Raw genomic sequence first — 16,980 nt, 5'->3', positions numbered from 1 at the left:
GCAGACCGCACGCCCCCTCCGACCTGGCATCCTCGAAAACTCCGGCCAGGCCTCCTCGAAGACATTCGACGGGTTCCTGCCCACAGTCTTGTCAGGAACATGGAGCCTCCCTAGAGTCCCTGCCGAACCGAGGGAATGGGAGCGCTCCCATTGTCGTAGTCGTGGGAGCGCTCCCCGCACCTACTTCCCCCACTCCCTTCGGAGAGGATCCGCATGCGACCGTCAACGCACCATGCCCGCAGGGCGCGTGGCCTGTTCGGCGCCCTGCTCACCTCGCTCGTCTCGCTGGCCGCGCTGCTGACCACCGCTTCGGCGGCGCAGGCCGACACCACCATCTGTGAGCAGTTCGGGTCGACCACGATCCAGGGCCGCTACGTCGTCCAGAACAACCGCTGGGGCACCAGCGAGACACAGTGCATCAGCGTGAGCGACTCGGGATTCCGGATCACCCAGGCCGACGGCTCGGTCCCCACGAACGGCGCCCCGAAGTCCTACCCGTCCGTCTACAACGGCTGCCACTACACCAACTGCTCGCCAGGAACCAACCTTCCCGCCCAGCTCGGCACCATCTCCAGCGCGCCCACCAGCATCTCCTACAGCTACGTCGGCAACGCGGCGTACGACGCCGCCTACGACATCTGGCTCGACCCCACGCCCCGCACCGACGGCGTCAACCGGACCGAGATCATGATCTGGTTCGACAGGGTCGGATCCGTCCAGCCCGTGGGCTCCGCGGTCGGCACGGCCACCGTGGCCGGGCGCCAGTGGCAGGTGTGGTCCGGCAACAACGGCTCCAACGACGTGCTGTCCTTCGTCGCACCCTCGGCGATCAGCAGCTGGAACTTCGACGTCATGGACTTCGCCCGGCAGGCCGTCTCCCGCGGACTGGCCCAGAACAACTGGTACCTGACCAGCGTCCAGGCCGGCTTCGAGCCCTGGCAGAACGGCGCCGGCCTCGCCGTGACCTCGTTCTCCTCCACGGTCAACACCGGCGGCGGCTCCGGTGACCCCGGTACCCCCGGCGGCTCCACCGCCTGCAAGGTGGCCTACGCGACGAACGTCTGGCAGGGCGGTTTCACCGCCGACGTCACCGTCACCAACACCGCCACCTCGCCGGTCAACGGCTGGAAGCTCGGTTTCACCCTGCCCGCCGGACAGCAGATCACCAGCAGCTGGAGCGCCGGCGTCTCCCCGTCGTCCGGAGCGGTCACGGCAAGCAGCCTGGCCTACAACGCGCAGATCGCGCCCGGCGGTCAGGTGTCCTTCGGCTTCCAGGGCAGCTACGGCGGCTCCTTCACCAAGCCCTCGGGCTTCAGCCTCAACGGCACCTCCTGCACCACCGCCTGACACCTCCGTTCATTCCGGGACCCGCCCGCCCACCGGCCCTCGCCGTGGGGCGGGCGGGCCCCGGCCCACGCACCGCGCCGCCCCCACCCTCCCGGCCCCCACCGGAAAGGCCCCACCCATGCGCCTTCTGACCGACTGTCGCGGTCCGGCGACGGCCGCTCTGGCCCTGTGCGTCGCCGCCCTGACCCTCATCGGACCGGCCGCCGCCGTCCCGGAACCCGCACCCCGAGCGTCCGCCGCCGGCCTTCCCTACCAGGACGCCTCCTTACCGGTCGCCGACCGCGTCGACGACCTGATGTCACGTATGACGCTGGACGACAAGCTCGGCCAGATGACGCAGATCGAGAAGGACGCCCTCGTCCCGCAGTCCGACCTCGCCACCTACCGCATCGGGTCCGTGCTGTCCGGAGGCGACTCCACGGTCAGTCCCAACAACGCGCAGACCTGGGCCGACACCTACGACAGCATCCAGCGCACCGCTCTGACCACCCCGCTCGGCATTCCGATGATCTACGGGATCGACGCCGTGCACGGCCACAACGCGGTGCGCGGTGCCACCCTCTTCCCGCACAACATCGGACTGGGCGCCACCCGTGACCCCGCCCTCGTCCAGCGCGTCGGACGCGCGGTCGCCGAGGAGGTGTCCGGCACCGGCATCGACTGGGACTTCGCCCCCTGCCTGTGCGTGGCCCGCAACGACCGCTGGGGCCGTACGTACGAGTCGTACGGCGAGACAGCGGAACTGCCCTCCGCCATGACGACCTTCGTCACCGGACTCCAGGGCGGCACCCTGGGGGCCGGCCCCGCCTCGGTGCTCGCCACCGCCAAGCACTACCTCGGCGACGGCGGCACCACCGGCGGCGTGGACCAGGGCAACACCGAGGTGTCCGAGGCCGAGCTGCGGGCGATCCACCTGCCGCCGTTCAAGGAGGCCGTGCGCCGCGGCGTGGGGTCGGTGATGCTGTCGTACAGCAGCTGGAACGGCGTCAGGTCCCACGCGAACAGGTATCTGGTGGCCGATGTCCTCAAGGGGGAGCTGGGATTCACCGGGTTCGTCGTCTCCGACTGGGCAGCCGTCGACCAGCTGGACGGGCAGAGCGGCTTCACCGGCGCCGAGATCAGCACGGCCGTCAACGCGGGCGTCGACATGGTGATGGTCCCGCACGACTACAAGAAGTTCCTCACCCTGCTGCGCGGTGAGGTCACCGGGGGCCGCGTCGCGCAGTCCCGGATCGACGACGCCAACCGCCGCGTCCTGACGAAGAAGTTCCAACTCGGCCTCTTCGAAAGGCCGTTCACCGACCGGTCGTACACCGCCACGGTCGGCTCGGCCGCGCACCGCGACCTGGCCCGGCAGGCGGTACGCGAGTCCCAGGTGCTGGTGAAGAACGACGGCGGGATCCTGCCGCTGGCCAAGTCCGCGAAGCTCTTCGTCGCCGGTAAATCCGCGGACGACATCGGCAACCAGAGCGGGGGCTGGACCGTGGGCTGGCAGGGCGGCAGCGGCCCCGTCACCGAAGGCACCACCGTCCTGCGGGGCATCCGCGCCGCCGTCACCGACGCGTCCCGGGTCACCTACGACCGCTATGGCAACGGCATCGACGCGAGCTACGGCGCCGCTGTCGCCGTCGTCGGCGAGACACCGTACGCCGAAGGCAAGGGCGACCGGCCGAACGGCATGGGGCTGGACCAGGAGGATCTGCAGACCCTCGCCCGGCTGAAGGCGAGCGGGGTGCCGGTCGTGGTGGTGCTGGTCTCCGGTCGGCCGCTCGACATCTCCGCCCAGTTGCCCGTCTGGAAGGCGCTTCTCGCCTCCTGGCTGCCCGGCACCGAGGGCGCCGGAGTCTCCGACGTCCTGTTCGGGGATTACGCGCCCACCGGCAAGCTGCCGGTGACCTGGATGAAGAGCGCCTCGCAGCAGCCGATCAACGAGGGCGACGGCAAGGCCGCGCTCTTCCCGTACGGGTACGGGCTGACGTACGACGCCACGGATCCGGACCCCGACCCGGAGCCCACACCGACCCCGACGCAGGGCGCGTGCACCGCGCAGTTCCGCACCGTTTCCTCCTGGCAGGGCGGCTACCAGGCGGAGGTCACGGTCAAGAACACCGGCTCTGCCGCGCTGACGGGCTGGTCGGTGGCCTGGGACCCGGCGGGCTCGACGGTCACCAGCCTGTGGAACGGTTTGCTGACCACCGCTCAGGACCGGGCCACCGTGCGCAACGCGGTCTTCAACGGCTCCCTGCTCCCCGGCGCCACCACCTCGTTCGGCTTCACCGCGAACGGCACTGCGGGCACACCGGCCCCGCAGTGCACGGCCGGCTGACCGCACGCAGGGCGGCCGACGAGCGACCGACAGCTCCCTGGTCACCCGGTGACCCGGTGGGACCGGTCGGCGGTTCCGACCCGGGGCCCCGGCGTCGACGCCGAGAGCGACGGCGACAATGAGCCGCGACGGGTTTTCGACGGCTTGGGGGAGCGGGATGCTGACCGGGATCGTGATCGACGCGCTGGATGTCGGGCGTATGGACGACTTCTGGCGGGACGCGACGCAGGGCCGGACCGGCGGCATACAGCTGCGGTTCGTGCCGACCGCGAAGCCGAAAGCGGCGCAGAAGAACCGACTCCACCTCGACCTGGCCGGGGGCCCGGACCGGGAGGTCGAGGTGGCACGCCTGATCGCCCTCGGTGCGACGCGGGTCGACATCGGACAGGGTGATGTCCCGTGGGACGTCCTGGCCGATCCGGAGGGCAACGAGTTCTGCGTGCTGCGTCCCGGTCACCCCGGAGTGCTCGCCGACTCCGGCCTCGTCGCGATCTGCCTCGATGTCGCCGAGGAGGACCGCTACGCCCAGAGGGCCTTCTGGGAGTCCCGGGCGGACTGGCGCGCGGTCGAGTCCCACCACTGGGGCGTCCGGCTGCGCCGGGAGCCCACCAGCACGGTCTCGCTGGTCATGGGGCCTCCCGCGGCGCCGAAGACGGGGCGGAACAGGTTGCGCCTGGAGGTCACCCGACGCGACGGGGAACCCGGCGAGTTCCCCGACGCCGGCGGAAACGAGTTCCACGTCACGCGCTGACTCCTGGCTGCCACTGGCCGGCGCCTGTGGGAACCGACCCTTTCAGAGCGCGTCGCGCGGTACGTGCCGAGGCCGGTATCGCCCGGCGTGACGTTCAGGCGAACACCGTGGCCGCCCTTACAGCGCGCACGCGGGAAACCGACCCTCACGACAGACCGTGGTGGGACCTCATGAACATGGGGGAGCGGGCCGGCTCGGGGCGGTGCACACCCCGCGGCCGGTATCCCAGCCGATCCGCCACCCCCACCAGATCGGCCAGCAGCCAGATGATGGCCAACCACATTTCGGTGCCTTGCAGCCCCGGCTCCCGGCCGGGACCCGAGCCGCCCTCTCCCGCCGGACCGAAGCCGAAACCCGCCCCGTCACGCCAGTGCCCCAGCGCCTGCACCAACTGCTCCTCGGCCCATGCCCGCACCTCATCCTCTCGATGACGGCTCTGGCGTCCCGCAAGCCACAACGGATGTGCCACGTCCAGGACATTGCACGCGTTCTGACGGCCCGCCGCGAACCAGCGAGGATCGCGCGCATGAGCCAGCACGGTGTCCACCACCCGCTCCGCGTACGGCACAGGAAGCCCGAACTGGGCGAACGAGCCACGGGCCAGCCGGTAGTAGCCGTTGACCAGTTGGAGTCGGCCGTCGGCCGGCGACGGTGCCGCACCCCACATTCCCGTCCACGGATCGACCCGAGTCGCCAGCCAGCCGAACAGCGCCTCCAGCGCGCCCGGTTCGCCGCACGCCGCACCCCGCGACTCGCGATTGCGATATGCGCCGGTCGCCCAGCAGTCCACCCACGCGCCCGCCGACCACGCCTGAGTCCGCCATGGCAACGCCTCCAGCCGGGCCACCAGCTGACGGGCCGTCATGCGGGCCACGACATGCACCGGGTGAGCGAACCGGGAGCCCAGCAACTCCAGCGCACAGCCCACCGACAGCACGTGGTACTCGGCCGCGCCGTCCTCGATCCACCCGTCGCGGGCCGGCGCGGGAAGCGCTCCGGGCCCGCCTCCGGGAGCGAGTTCGGGCACCAACCCGCTCACCGGATCCTGCAGTACACGCAGCCGCTCGGCGTGCTCGGCCGCGGCCATCTGCCCGGGGGGCGCGCCCAGCAGCAGATCGGCGATCTCCACAGCGTCACAGTGCGCCCGCACCGTCGGCGAAACGCCCGGTCGGTCGCTGTAGCGGCCGGTGTCGTCGTTCCAGCAACGGGCCAGGACATCCGCGGTCTGCGCCCGGACCCGCTCGGCGAACTCGGCCACGGCAGCGCCCAGGCCGGCTTCCGGCGGGACTGCCCCCGGTCCGCCGGGCCCGCGGCGGTCACGCAGCGGGCGGGCCGGGTTGCCGGCGGCGATCGTCCACGGCGCCAGATCCTTGGTGACGACGGCCCCCGCCCCCACCACACAGTGGTCGCCGATCGTCACCCCGTCCAGGACGACGACATGCGAGCCGATCCACACGTCATCCCCGATGACGACACCCTCGCTCGTCAGCGGCTGCCGGTGCACGGGCCGGTCCGGCGCGAAACCGTGGTTGAAGCCGAGCAGGGAAGCGTGCGCGCCGATACGCACCCCGTCCCCGAGCGTCACGCGCCCCCGCACCGTCGCATACGGGTTGACGGAGCAGTCCCGCCCGGCCCGCACCTCACCCGTGACACAGGCGTATCCCGCGATGTAGGAATCGGCGCCCAGACACAGGACATCGGCGAACACGGCGGCGGCCGGGGAGACGAAACATCGGGGCCCGAGACTCGCCCCGGCTTCGGCCAACGTCTCCTGGTGCGCGGCCTGAGCCGCTCGCTGCGCGGAGGAGGCCCTGGGTACGAAGTCCCAGGGACAGTAGTCGAAATAGGAGTTCTCGACGCCGCCTTCTTGATCCACGCCCGTCAGCTTAGATAGCGCTTACTGGCCGGGCAATCCTCCTCAGCCGCACGCACCGGAGCGATCCACGGCCGGAGGGTAAAGCTCGAGCCCACCGGTTCCGTCCTGCGGGCGGTTTACGGCTGTGCGGCTGCGGGCTCGGCCGGCCCGCTCGGAAACTGACCCGGAACGCGGCACTGGCCGCCGGAAGGGGTCTCATGGCGGACAGCAGGATCTTGGTCGCGGTACGGGAACGTCCACGGGACGAGGGCGCCGGCGCCGAGCAGTTGGTGCGCATCGGTGAGGCCATCGCGTCGCGGGGATTCGACCTCCGGTGGGCGGCAGGTGTCGCGGACGCCGAGGCGGTGCTGCGGACGGAGGCGGGGCTGACCGCGGCACTCGTCGCCTGGGACCTACCGGGCGGAGGGAGCGCGGACGGCGAGCCGGGCGGCGCCGCCGTGCTGCGCTCCATCGGGCGCCGTTTCCAGGATCTTCCGGTCTTCCTGGTCATGACCGACGACGGCGTACGGGACCTGCCGCTGTGGGTGTCGGAGTCGGTCGTCGGCTACGTGTGGCCGCTGGAGGACACGCCCGGGTTCATCGCGGGCCGGATCACCACCGCCGCGCGCACCTACCAGGAGGCCGTTCTGCCGCCGTTCTTCCGGGCGCTGCGCCGCTTCGACGACGCGCACGAGTACTCCTGGCACACCCCGGCCCACTCCGGCGGTGTCGCGTTGCTGAAGTCGCCCGCGGGCCGGGCCTTCCACGACTACTTCGGCGAACGCCTGTTGCGCAGTGACCTGTCGATCTCCGTGGGGGAGCTCGGCTCGCTGTTCGAGCACACCGGCCCGATCGGCGAGGCGGAGCGCAACGCCGCCCGGGTCTTCGGCGCCGGCCTCACGTACTTCGTGCTGCACGGCGATTCCACCTGCAACCGCGTGGTCGGCCACTTCAGCGTCACCCGCGACGAGATCGCGCTGGTGGACCGCAACTGCCACAAGTCGGTGCTGCACGGGCTGGTCGTCTCAGGCGCCCGTCCCGTCTACCTGATCCCCACCCGCAACGGTTATGGCCTGGCGGGGCCGTTGCCGCCGGCGGAACTCGCGGCGGACTCCGTCGCGGCCCGGATCGCCGCGAACCCGCTGACCCGGGACGCGGTCTCGCCCCACCCCCAGTACGCCGTCTTCACCAACTCCACGTACGACGGCCTGTGCTACGACGCCCCGGCGGCGGCACAGGCGCTCGCCACGAGCACGCCCCGGCTGCACTTCGACGAGGCATGGTTCGCGTACGCCCGCTTCCACCCGCTCTACGCGGGCCGGTACGGGATGTCGGTGGACGAGGTCACCTTCCCCGGTCCGGACCGGCCGACGGTTTTCGCCACCCAGTCCACCCACAAACTGCTGGCCGCGCTCTCGCAGAGCGCCATGATCCACGTCAAGCCCGCCCCCAGGGCGCCCGTCGGGCACGACCGGTTCAACGAGGCGCTGATGATGCACGGCACCACCTCCCCGCTCTATCCGATGATCGCCTCGCTCGACGTGGCGACGGCGATGATGGACGGGCCGCAGGGCCGTTGGCTGATCGACGAGGCCGTGACCGAGGCGGTCCGGTTCCGCCAGGAGATGGTCCGCATCGGGCGCCGTATCGAGGAGGCCGGCGACCGACCCCCATGGTTCTTCGGCGTATGGCAACCCGAGACGGTCACCGAACCGGGCACCGGCACCCGGGTGCCGTTCGAGGAGGCTCCGGCCGACCTCCTGCGCACGGAGCCGGCCTGCTGGCACCTCGAACCCGGAGCCGCCTGGCACGGTTTCCCGGGGCTGGCCGACGGCTACTGCATGCTCGACCCGATCAAAGTCACCCTGACCTGCCCGGGCATCGACGCGACCGGTACGACCGGCGAGTGGGGCATCCCGGCACGCGTGCTCACCGCGTATCTGGCCACCCGTCACATCGTCGTGGAGAAGACGGACAGCTATACGACGCTCGTCCTGTTCTCCATGGGCATCACCAAGGGCAAGTGGGGCACCCTCCTCGACGCCCTGATGGACTTCAAGGCCCTCTACGACCAGGACGCCTCCCTCGACCGGGCCCTGCCCGCACTGGTCGCCGAGCATCCCGGGCGATACGCCGGCCGAACTCTGCGCGAACTGTGCCAGGACATGCACGACCACCTGCGCTCTGTCCGTCTCGTCGAACTGCTGGACGCCGCCTTCCAGCAGTTGCCGGAACCGGTCACTCCACCACAGCTGTGTTATCAGCGCCTGATCCGTGGCGGTACCCACCGCGTACGGTTGACGGAGGCGCCGGGCCAGGTGGCCGCCGCCATGATCACCGTCACGCCGCCCGGCATTCCCGTCCTGATGCCCGGCGAGAACGTTGGCGCACCCGACGGCCCGCTGCTGCGTTACCTCTCCGCCCTCGAATCCTTCGACCGCCGTTTTCCCGGATTCCGCAGCGAGACCCACGGCGTGACCCTCGACCCCGACACAGGCGACTACCTCATCGAATGCCTGCGACCGCTGGCCGACGAGGAACCGCGCTCCGACGCCCGGGAATCCCGCACCGTGACACCGGCCCAACGCAGCCACCCGGAGGAATCGCACGTCGAGGGCGGGTAGACCGGTCCGGGATCGACTCCTGAGGCCCTCGTACGACAAGCCGACGGGATGGCCGAAGGCCGTCTGCACCAGCGGTCTTTGGGGCGTCGGCCACCGGCGCAGACGGGACTTTCGGCAGTGTCGGACGGCTCCCGATGTCCGTACCGTCGCTTCCGTGGACAGCATGGTGATCAACAGCGGAACTGCGACTACGACTCAGACTACGACTGCGGCCGGGACGGCTGATCGCCTGCGGGCTCTCGATCCAGGGGGTCTTCTGACGGCCGGCGCGCTGACGGCCGCCGGGCTGAGCATGGTGACCCTCTGGTGGGTCGTCCCGACTGTCGTCGCCGCGTTATCGGCCGGACGACGGCCTGGACGGACGGCGCCGACCGCGCTCGCTCTGCTCGGGCTTCTCTCGGCCGGCGTGGTGGCCCTGTCCGTCGTGCCCGCCTGGCTGCCGTTGGCCGGCCGGTTTGTGGCGGTCGTAGTGGTCGCCACGATGCTGCCCTGGTTCGCGGGCCGCTTCTGGTGCCACTATCAGCAACTCGTCCAGGCCGGTTGGGAGCGCGCCGGGCAACTGCAACGCGAGCAGGAGCTGGTCGCCGAGCAGGCCAGGCTGCGCGAGCGGGCGCGTATCGCGCAGGACATGCATGACGTACTGGGCCACGACCTCAGCCTGATCGCCCTGTCGGCCGGCGCCCTGAAGCTCGCGCCGGACCTCGCGGAGCATCACCGAAGGGCCGCAGGTGACATCAGGGCCAAGGCGGCGGCCGCGGTGGAGCGCCTCGGCGAGGTGATCGGTGTTCTGCGCGAGGAGTTCGGTGAGGCGCCGACGGACCCTGACGGCGCCGGACTCGCGGGCCTGATCGCGCAGGCATCGGCGGCCGGGCTCGCCGTGGAGTTCCGGGCCGACGGCAAGGCCGACGACCTGCCACCGGTGGTCGAGCGGGCGGTTCATCGGGTCGTGCAGGAAGCGCTGACCAATGTGGTCAAGCACGCGCCCGGCGCGACGGCGACCGTCCAAGTGACGCATGCGGCAACGGCGTCGGAAGTCCTCGTGGAGAACGGCCCGCCCCCGTCCGCGGTCAACCTGCCGCCCCGGCCCCGGAGTGGGGGGCATGGCCTCATCGGTCTCGAAGAACGCGTGCGGTTGGCCGGCGGTTCGTTCGATCATGGTCCGCGCGACGGGGGCTTCGCGGTCACCGCACGCATCCCGCACGCGCCTTCGGCACCGTCGTCACGGCTCCTCGCGCCCGCGGCCTCCCGGGCAGGTGACGCGTTGCCGCCAGAACATCGCCGTGCCCGGCGCGGCGTCGGCCGGGCCCTGGTGGCTGCGGTCATGGTGCCCCTGGTGACCGGAGCGGCGCTGAGCGGGGCGCTCCTGGGGTGGGAGATGCTGTCGGCGTCCCGAGCGGTCCTGGAACCTGATGACTTCGCCCGCCTGCGAGTGGGGCAAGATCGTTCCGAGGTGGAGCGTTTCCTGCCGGACCGGCAGACGAACCACCGACCGCTGACGCCCGAGCCGACAGGAGACGGCACGACGTGCGAGTACTACGCGATAACGGCCGACCGGTTCGACGACCGGTCCGGCGACGCGTACCGGCTCTGCTTCCGGGACGGCATCCTGGTGTCCCGGGACACGCTCACCCCGTGAGGGCCCGATGATCCGGGTGCTGATCGCCGACGACGAGCCGATGATCCGGGCGGGAGTACGCGCCGTTCTCGCCTCGGATCCGGGTATCGAGGTCGTCGCCGAGGCCTGTGACGGGCGCGAGGCCGTGGAATCGGTTCGGCGTCACCGCCCCGCGGTGGTGGTGCTGGACATCCGTATGCCGGGGATGAACGGTATCGACGCGGCAGCGGAGATCCGCAGCACCGCGCCCGGCACGGGCGTCGTCATGCTGACGACGTTCGGTGAGGACGACTACATCCTGCGGGCACTCGGTGGTGGCGCGGCCGGCTTCCTGATCAAGTCGGGCGAACCCGAGGAACTGATCACGGGGGTCCGGGCGGTGGCCGGCGGCGCCGCCTACCTGTCACCGAAGGTCGCGGCCCGGGTCGTCGCGCACCTCGCCGCCACCGGCGCGGGCGCTCTGGCCGGTCGGCGCTCCGCGGCCCGCGCCCGAGTCGACTCCCTGACCACCCGGGAACGGGAGGTACTGGCCTTCCTCGGCGGGGGGTTGTCCAACGGGCAGATCGCCCGGCGGTTGCATGTGGTGGAGGGGACGGTGAAGGCCCATGTGAGTTCCATCCTGGCGAGGCTCGGCGTGGACAACCGGGCCGCTGCGGCGGTCGTCGCTCACGAGGCCGGGATCGTTCCGCCGCCCTCCCAGCCGTGATACCGCCCGCTGAGCCGGCGGCGAGAACGTGAGCAGTACGGCCACCACCACCGTGCCACCGAGGATGGCGCCGGCGAGCACATCGTGCGGATAATGGACCCCTGTCGACACGCGCAGCAGCGCGGCGGCCCCGGCCAACGGCAGCGTGACTGCGGCAAGGCGCGGCCGAAGCACGGCCAGACCGACGGCCATTCCGGCGGCGAGGGTGGCGTGGTTGCTGGGGAAGGACCAGTCTCCCGCGCCGGGGCACTCCACGACGAGGTCGGCTCCCGTGCGCAGTGCGCGGCAAGGTCGCTCCTCGTCCACCACCAGCTTCACCGCTTCGCTCACCGCGTAGGCCGCGACGATGCCGAGACCGGTCAACACGGGCTCGACGACCCCTCGCAGGTCTGTGTGACGGACTGCTGTCCACCACGTCCAGGCCAGCATCACGGCGAGAGCCACCAGAGTGCCCTCGGTGGCCACTTCCAGCAGCGAGCCCAGCCACGACGGCCCATCCGCCACCGTGCGGGTCACCGACCGGTACGCGGACGCCGACGCTCCTCCGGTGACCTGGACGGGACCGGCTTCGCCCAGCCCACCCGGGGAAAGCCGGACGACCGCTCCCGCCCCCACACCCAGGATGCCCGTGACAGCAAGCAGCCGACCAGCTCTGATCTTCTCTCGTGGTTCCTGTTCCATGGGGCCCGAACGTAGAAGCGGGGACAGCCAGGAACCCGAGCCGAACGGCAACGACGGCCCCTGACGATCGTCAGGGTTGACGGCCATGGAAACCCTCGCCAGTGAGCCCGACCGTCGTCCGCGCTGTGACCGCCGCGGCCACGGCCAGGTCTCGGCGGCACTCACCCGGGCGAAGTGGAGCGGTGTCCTGTACGGCTCGGACACGATTCGTGCTGCGGCCGGCCGATCGATAGGGTGCCAGGTCACGACCGCACCCGTTCGATCCACGGGCCGGTCAGGGCTCTGCCGCGGTCCGTGGCACCTCCACGGCTGCCTTGCCGACCCCTGCCTGCCCGGGCCCTGGAACACGGGGACGATCTTCACGGCGGGGCAGTCGGGCCCGGCCGACGGGCCAGGAGGAACGAGTGGCACAGATCATCGCCGAGGTCTCACGGACGTTCAACGAGTTTCTGCTCCTGCCCAACCGGACCCGAACCGACTGCTCGCCCGCGACGGTCGAGCTGCGCACGGCCCTCGTGCGGCACGTCGTGGGCGAGCAGTCGGCGATCGAGCTGCACGCCCCGTTCACGTCCGCGATCATGCAGGCCGTCAGCACACCGGAACTCGCGATCGCGCTCGCTCGCAACGGCGGTCTGAGTTTCCTGCACCACAACCAGTCGATCCAGGACCAGGTCGCGGCGGTCCGTCAGGTGAAGAACTTCAAGGCCGGATTCGTCACCAGCGATACGAATGTGCGGCCCGACGACAGCCTGGGTCTTCTGGTCGACGTGATGCGCCGCACAGGTCACAGCACCGCCGCGGTCACCCACGACGGGACCGCCACCGGACGCCTGCTCGGCCTGGTGACCTCCCGCGATTTCCATCCGCAACGCCACGACCTGGCCGAGCCGGTCAGTGAGCGGATGACCGCCATCGGCGACCTGCCCCACGCCGGGCCCGACGCCACGCTTACCGAGGCCAACGCCAGGCTGTGGGACGAACGGCTGGACTGCCTCCCCGTGCTGGACGGCGAGGGCAACCTGCAGTACCTGGTGTTCCGGTCCGACTACACCGACAACAAGCGGTTCCCGAACCAGGTCGTGGACGCCGCCAAGCGCCTGCGCGTGGGCGCGGGCGTCAACACGCACGACTACCAGGAGCGCATCCCGGCCCTGGTGGAGGCGGGCGCGGACGCGTTGTGCTTCGACTCGTCAGACGGCTACAGCGACTGGCAGGCACAGGCCCTGACCTGGGTGAAGAAGCACTATCCCGAGATCCCGGTCGGCGGCGGCAACGTGGTCGACGGCGAGGCTTTCACCTTCCTCGCCGAGGCGGGGGCGGACTTCGTCAAGGTCGGTGTGGGCGGCGGTTCCATCTGCATCACTCGCGACCAGAAGGGCATCGGCCGCGGTCAGGCCAGCGCCGTGCTGGACGTCGCGAGGGCCCGAGACGCCTTCCGCGAGCGCACCGGCGAGCATGTACCGATCTGCTCCGACGGCGGTCTCGTCCACGACTACCACGTGGCCCTGGCGCTGGCGATGGGGGCCGACTTCGTCATGATGGGGCGCTACTTCGCGCGCTTCGACCAAGCGGCCGGCGCGAAACTGCCCACCCGCGACGGCTTCGTGAAGGAGTACTGGGGTGAGGGCTCGAACCGTGCCCGTAACTGGCAGCGCTACGGTCAGGGCGGCCAGGGGCTGGTCTTCGAGGAAGGCGTGGACGGCTACGTCCCCTACGCGGGCGACCTCGACGAAGGGCTCGCCCTGACCGTCGCCAAACTCAGGACCACGATGGTCTCCTGCGGTTCCGCCACCCTGCCGGAGTTCCGGTCCACGGCCCGCCTCACGCTCGTCTCCGACCAGAGCTTCCAGGAGAGCCACGCCAGCGTCACCCTGCGGGACACCCCTACGACGGTCTCCTGACGAGCCGCCCGGTCCGTCGGGGACCACTGACCGCAGGGGCCGGCGCACGGCCGGAACAGCTCCTTCCCACCGGTGGAGGCCTGGCCCGATGACGCCGCGCCGACCTCGGGCCTAAGGTGTGCTGGTGATCTTCAAGAGGAAGCGGGAAGCTACGAGCTTCGCCGCCATCGTGACCGAGCTGGAGGGAGCGGTGGCCGCGCGCGACGGCGACCGCACCGGGCCTGCCTTCACCGCCATGATGCACGGCGTGCAGTCGGCGTCGGACGCCGAATGCCGCCTGGCAGGGCCCCGGTTGGCCGCGCTGCTCCCCGCCTTCCCGCCCACCGGCCCGCGGCCGATGCTGGCGATGGCGGCCGGCTTCTGCGTCGAGCGCGGGGCCGATCCGGTGGCCTGCGCCGAGCCGATCCTCGGCGGTGTCCGGCAGGACCTGCTCGACGCCATGGAGTTCGCCCGCCGCTGGACCGCCACCGGCGCGGCCGAGGACGAACTGCCGGAGCCGGACGAGAAGATCATCGACGACGCACTGACGACCCGCCTCGGCGGCGACGCGTACGAGGCCACGCGGCTGGCGCTGGCCTGGTGCTCGATCGAGGAGTGGCAGCCGCCCGCGCTGGCCGTGCTGTGCCGCAGCGCCGAGGTGCGCCGCAGGCACGCCTCGGCGATCCTCCCCGCCTGCCGTGACCTGGCGGCCCTGGAGCGGCACGACCTCAAGTGCCTGGCCTACGCGCTGGCGGTTCTGGAAGAGCCCCTTGTGGTGCTGCACAGGCCCACGGGCACCGGTTTCGAGATACGCATCGGCGGCATCGGGGACAACTTCCAGTTGCACACGCTGCTTGCCCACGTCCTCGTCGGCGGCGGCCACCTACCCGGCACGGCCCCTTCGGCGGAGAGCGTCCGCCTGGCCACGGACCCCGAGCCCGCCCAGGGACGCACCCCGACCATCGCGACCGGAGCCTTCGAACTCCTCGCGCCGAACGGAGAGCGGATCTGGAACGAGGGGCTGCCCGACGACATCCCCGTGGTGGAGGGACGCCGCCTGCTCGTGCTCGACGAACCGATGTACCAGCGCAGTTGGAACGCCGACCGGTTCTTCCCGCATCTTCCCGGCTCGGCCGAACTGACCCGCGTCCTGACCGCGGACGAGACGCGCACCTGGTTCGCCCACACGTCGCCCGGCAACGAAATCCGCCGGCCTTCCTGACCGGTGGAACCGGGTGGGACCAGGCGGAATTCGGGTGGAACCGGGTGGGACCGGTCCGTCACCGCTGCGGGCCGGCGGCGGGTGGGGCCGGCGAGAGGTCGGAGCGGGCCGAGGCGGCGGTGAGCCAGGCCCGGTGCGCCCGTTGTCAGTGCCGCGCGCTTCACTGTCCGTCATGGTGCTCACCCAATTGATGCTCAACGACCTGCTGAATCGGCTCACCGCCCCGAGCGGGTCTCTGTACCTGCCTCCCGACATCGACCCGCACACCCTCGTCGAGTCGCTGGCCGACCGTCACGGGGCCCCACGCACCCTCGTCCTGGAGGGCTTCACGGACCCGACCGTGGACGATTCCTGCGGCGCGGTTCTCCTCGGCCTTCTCGAAGGCCGAGGCGTGACGCTACGGGCATGGGCGTACGGGGATCAGTGGATCGGCGCCGGGACCGCGCGGGACGCGGAAGGGGTCGTCCGGCCGGTGCTGGTGACCGCGCCGCGGCGGACGCAGGCGCCCCGGGCGGAGGCACTCGTGGGGATGTCCGGAAGCGGGGACGAGGACTGGGTCGAGCGGCTCATCGGCATCACCGGCTGGACGCTGCCCCCTCGACGGCCGGACGTCGACTGGGGGCAGACCGAGGCGCGCCTGGGCACGCGTCTTCCCGGCGACTACAAACGCATGGTGCAGACGTTCGGTGAGGGCGCCTTCGACGCATACCTCGCCCTGAACCAGGAGCCCTGGACCGACCTCAAGGAGGACGGCCTGCTCGTCTGGGCGGGCACCGAGCACGAGGACCTGTACTGCTGGCGGATGGACGACGGCGATCCCGACCGCTGGCACGTCGCCGTCCAGACCTTCGACGGCAAGGTCGTGCCCTTCGGCTGCTCGGCCGCGGAGTTCGTGTGCCGCATCCTCCTCGACCCGCACCACCCGTTCACGATGGCTCACTACTTCGACACCCACTGGTTCATGAACTACCGGGCGAGCGAGTGACCGCACCCCGCCGAACCATGGACATCGCAAAGGCCGAAGTGCCGCTGTCCGGAGGGCGGATCACTCAGGGCGTCGTCCGTGTCGGCGACACCGTCCGGCAGCCCGCCACAGCCAGGTCGGCCTTCAGGTGGGCCTGCTCCGGGCGTGAGTGGGACTGGGTGACCGCCAACCGCAACGTCTTCGCGCGCGCTTTGAGCTGACTGCGGCTCCGGTCCACATCGTGTCGGCGTGTCAGACGCGGCCAGTAGCCTCAGGCGCCATGGGCATTCAGCTGGACGTAGTGGTGGGCTACCCGGTCAACGACGAGATGGAGAGGGTGCTCGGGCTGGCCGAGGCGGTCGGCGAGCCCGTCACCGTCACGTTCCTGTGGGAGGGAGTCGAAGAGGCGGAGTGCGCCGTGCTGGTGCCCGCGGCCACGCTGGCCCTCTGGGAGCACTGGGCCCCCACCACCTACCCGCCGGGTGCCGCCGAGGACGAGAACCGGGCTGAGGCGGAGAAGCCGGAACTGGCCCACCCAAGGGAATTCGGCGCCTTCACGCTCTTTCGTCGTCGCGCAGGGGGACGCACGGCGGTCGCTCGCGGAGGCGTGGTGGTCGCCGAGCTACTGGACCCCGGCGAGGCGCACTGGCTCCAGGAACAGGCCCGCTCTGTCCGCCAAGGCTTCATGGATCCGAAGCAGAAGGCGGCGTTCGAGGAGTTTCTTGCCCGGCAGTCATCCCTCGACGAGCAGTGATACGTCAGGCGGGTGGCCAGCTCTGCAGGGCCATGTCGGCCACCTGCTGGAGTTGGGTACGAGCGTGGTGTTCCCGACTGCCGGCGGCGTACCCGGCAGCCGGTACACGCCGGGCAGACGCGCCGGACGCGAGCGCCGCAACCAGCGAAGAGCTCCGCGAGGTCCTCCAGGCCCGGGCGCCGGAAGTCGGCGTCGCGTTGGCCGGCCCACTCGACGGGCAGGCCACTGCTGTCGATGATGGTGTACGACGCCCGA

12 protein-coding genes and 1 pseudogene are annotated in these 16,980 nt (G+C 70.9%); 11 read left to right on the top strand and 2 right to left on the bottom strand.

All coding sequences use genetic code 11. From position 1 onward, the window contains the following. Positions 1–213 precede the first annotated feature (213 nt). The 3 genes from OHU34_RS01905 to OHU34_RS01895 all read left to right on the top strand — a co-directional run bounded on the left by OHU34_RS01905 (position 214) and on the right by OHU34_RS01895 (position 4,424). Positions 214–1,347 carry a GH12 family glycosyl hydrolase domain-containing protein gene (locus OHU34_RS01905; protein ID WP_405764235.1) on the top strand — a complete coding sequence of 378 codons (1,134 nt, stop codon included), beginning with the start codon at positions 214–216 and terminating at the stop codon, positions 1,345–1,347. 118 nt (positions 1,348–1,465) lie between these two features. Beyond that, complete coding sequence (locus OHU34_RS01900) at positions 1,466–3,673, top strand: glycoside hydrolase family 3 N-terminal domain-containing protein (RefSeq protein WP_405764233.1); 2,208 nt, start codon at positions 1,466–1,468, stop codon at positions 3,671–3,673. 157 nt (positions 3,674–3,830) lie between these two features. Continuing rightward, a complete protein-coding gene (locus OHU34_RS01895) occupies positions 3,831–4,424 on the top strand; it encodes a VOC family protein (protein ID WP_142270506.1) in 594 nt (197 codons plus the stop codon). 145 nt (positions 4,425–4,569) lie between these two features. On the opposite strand, the gene OHU34_RS01890 is transcribed toward OHU34_RS01895, so the two are convergent. Beyond that, positions 4,570–6,300, bottom strand: coding sequence for an acyltransferase (locus tag OHU34_RS01890; RefSeq protein ID WP_405764230.1), 1,731 nt, complete (start codon positions 6,298–6,300; stop codon positions 4,570–4,572). A 197-nt stretch (positions 6,301–6,497) separates the two neighbouring features. Here OHU34_RS01890 and OHU34_RS01885 point away from each other — a divergent pair, with 197 nt between their 5' ends. The 3 genes from OHU34_RS01885 to OHU34_RS01875 all read left to right on the top strand — a co-directional run bounded on the left by OHU34_RS01885 (position 6,498) and on the right by OHU34_RS01875 (position 11,224). Continuing rightward, a complete protein-coding gene (locus OHU34_RS01885; protein WP_405764229.1) occupies positions 6,498–8,903 on the top strand; it encodes an Orn/Lys/Arg decarboxylase N-terminal domain-containing protein in 2,406 nt (801 codons plus the stop codon). A 163-nt stretch (positions 8,904–9,066) separates the two neighbouring features. Next, a complete protein-coding gene (locus OHU34_RS01880; RefSeq protein WP_405772121.1) occupies positions 9,067–10,539 on the top strand; it encodes a sensor histidine kinase in 1,473 nt (490 codons plus the stop codon). 7 nt (positions 10,540–10,546) lie between these two features. After that, on the top strand, positions 10,547–11,224 hold the full coding sequence (locus OHU34_RS01875) for a response regulator (protein ID WP_405764227.1): 678 nt from the start codon (positions 10,547–10,549) through the stop codon (positions 11,222–11,224). Positions 11,225–11,263: 39 nt separating this feature from the next. On the opposite strand, the pseudogene OHU34_RS01870 reads toward OHU34_RS01875, so the two are convergent. Next, positions 11,264–11,653, bottom strand: a pseudogene (locus tag OHU34_RS01870) (phosphatase PAP2 family protein); the annotation flags it as partial. 656 nt (positions 11,654–12,309) lie between these two features. Between OHU34_RS01870 and OHU34_RS01865 the strand changes: the two are divergent. From OHU34_RS01865 to OHU34_RS01845, 5 genes are all read left to right on the top strand, one after another. Next, the gene (locus OHU34_RS01865; protein WP_142270508.1) at positions 12,310–13,806 is read left to right on the top strand and encodes an IMP dehydrogenase; all 1,497 of its coding nucleotides are present in this window, start codon (positions 12,310–12,312) and stop codon (positions 13,804–13,806) included. 124 nt (positions 13,807–13,930) lie between these two features. Continuing rightward, a complete protein-coding gene (locus OHU34_RS01860) occupies positions 13,931–15,007 on the top strand; it encodes a hypothetical protein (protein WP_405764226.1) in 1,077 nt (358 codons plus the stop codon). A 172-nt stretch (positions 15,008–15,179) separates the two neighbouring features. Next, positions 15,180–15,992, top strand: a complete 813-nt coding sequence (locus OHU34_RS01855) for a hypothetical protein (protein ID WP_405764224.1) — start codon at positions 15,180–15,182, stop codon at positions 15,990–15,992. Positions 15,993–16,009: 17 nt separating this feature from the next. Continuing rightward, positions 16,010–16,192, top strand: a complete 183-nt coding sequence (locus OHU34_RS01850) for a hypothetical protein (protein ID WP_235034810.1) — start codon at positions 16,010–16,012, stop codon at positions 16,190–16,192. Positions 16,193–16,251: 59 nt separating this feature from the next. Continuing rightward, a complete protein-coding gene (locus tag OHU34_RS01845) occupies positions 16,252–16,725 on the top strand; it encodes a hypothetical protein (protein ID WP_405764222.1) in 474 nt (157 codons plus the stop codon). Positions 16,726–16,980 lie beyond the last annotated feature (255 nt).

This window comes from Streptomyces sp. NBC_00080 (genome assembly GCF_045041255.1).
Lineage (GTDB): Bacteria > Actinomycetota > Actinomycetes > Streptomycetales > Streptomycetaceae > Streptomyces > Streptomyces coriariae.
This window is presented reverse-complemented; position numbering and strand designations above follow the sequence as displayed.

Bases quoted from the DNA above. Each gene is read 5' to 3' on its own strand.
- OHU34_RS01900 (WP_405764233.1), top strand. From the start codon at position 1,466: ATGCGCCTTCTGACCGACTGTCGCGGTCCGGCGACGGCCGCTCTGGCC.
- OHU34_RS01875 (WP_405764227.1), top strand. From the start codon at position 10,547: ATGATCCGGGTGCTGATCGCCGACGACGAGCCGATGATCCGGGCGGGA.
- OHU34_RS01845 (WP_405764222.1), top strand. From the start codon at position 16,252: ATGGGCATTCAGCTGGACGTAGTGGTGGGCTACCCGGTCAACGACGAG.
- OHU34_RS01855 (WP_405764224.1), top strand. From the start codon at position 15,180: ATGGTGCTCACCCAATTGATGCTCAACGACCTGCTGAATCGGCTCACC.
- OHU34_RS01880 (WP_405772121.1), top strand. From the start codon at position 9,067: ATGGTGATCAACAGCGGAACTGCGACTACGACTCAGACTACGACTGCG.
- OHU34_RS01885 (WP_405764229.1), top strand. From the start codon at position 6,498: ATGGCGGACAGCAGGATCTTGGTCGCGGTACGGGAACGTCCACGGGAC.
- OHU34_RS01895 (WP_142270506.1), top strand. From the start codon at position 3,831: ATGCTGACCGGGATCGTGATCGACGCGCTGGATGTCGGGCGTATGGAC.
- OHU34_RS01905 (WP_405764235.1), top strand. From the start codon at position 214: ATGCGACCGTCAACGCACCATGCCCGCAGGGCGCGTGGCCTGTTCGGC.
- OHU34_RS01850 (WP_235034810.1), top strand. From the start codon at position 16,010: ATGGACATCGCAAAGGCCGAAGTGCCGCTGTCCGGAGGGCGGATCACT.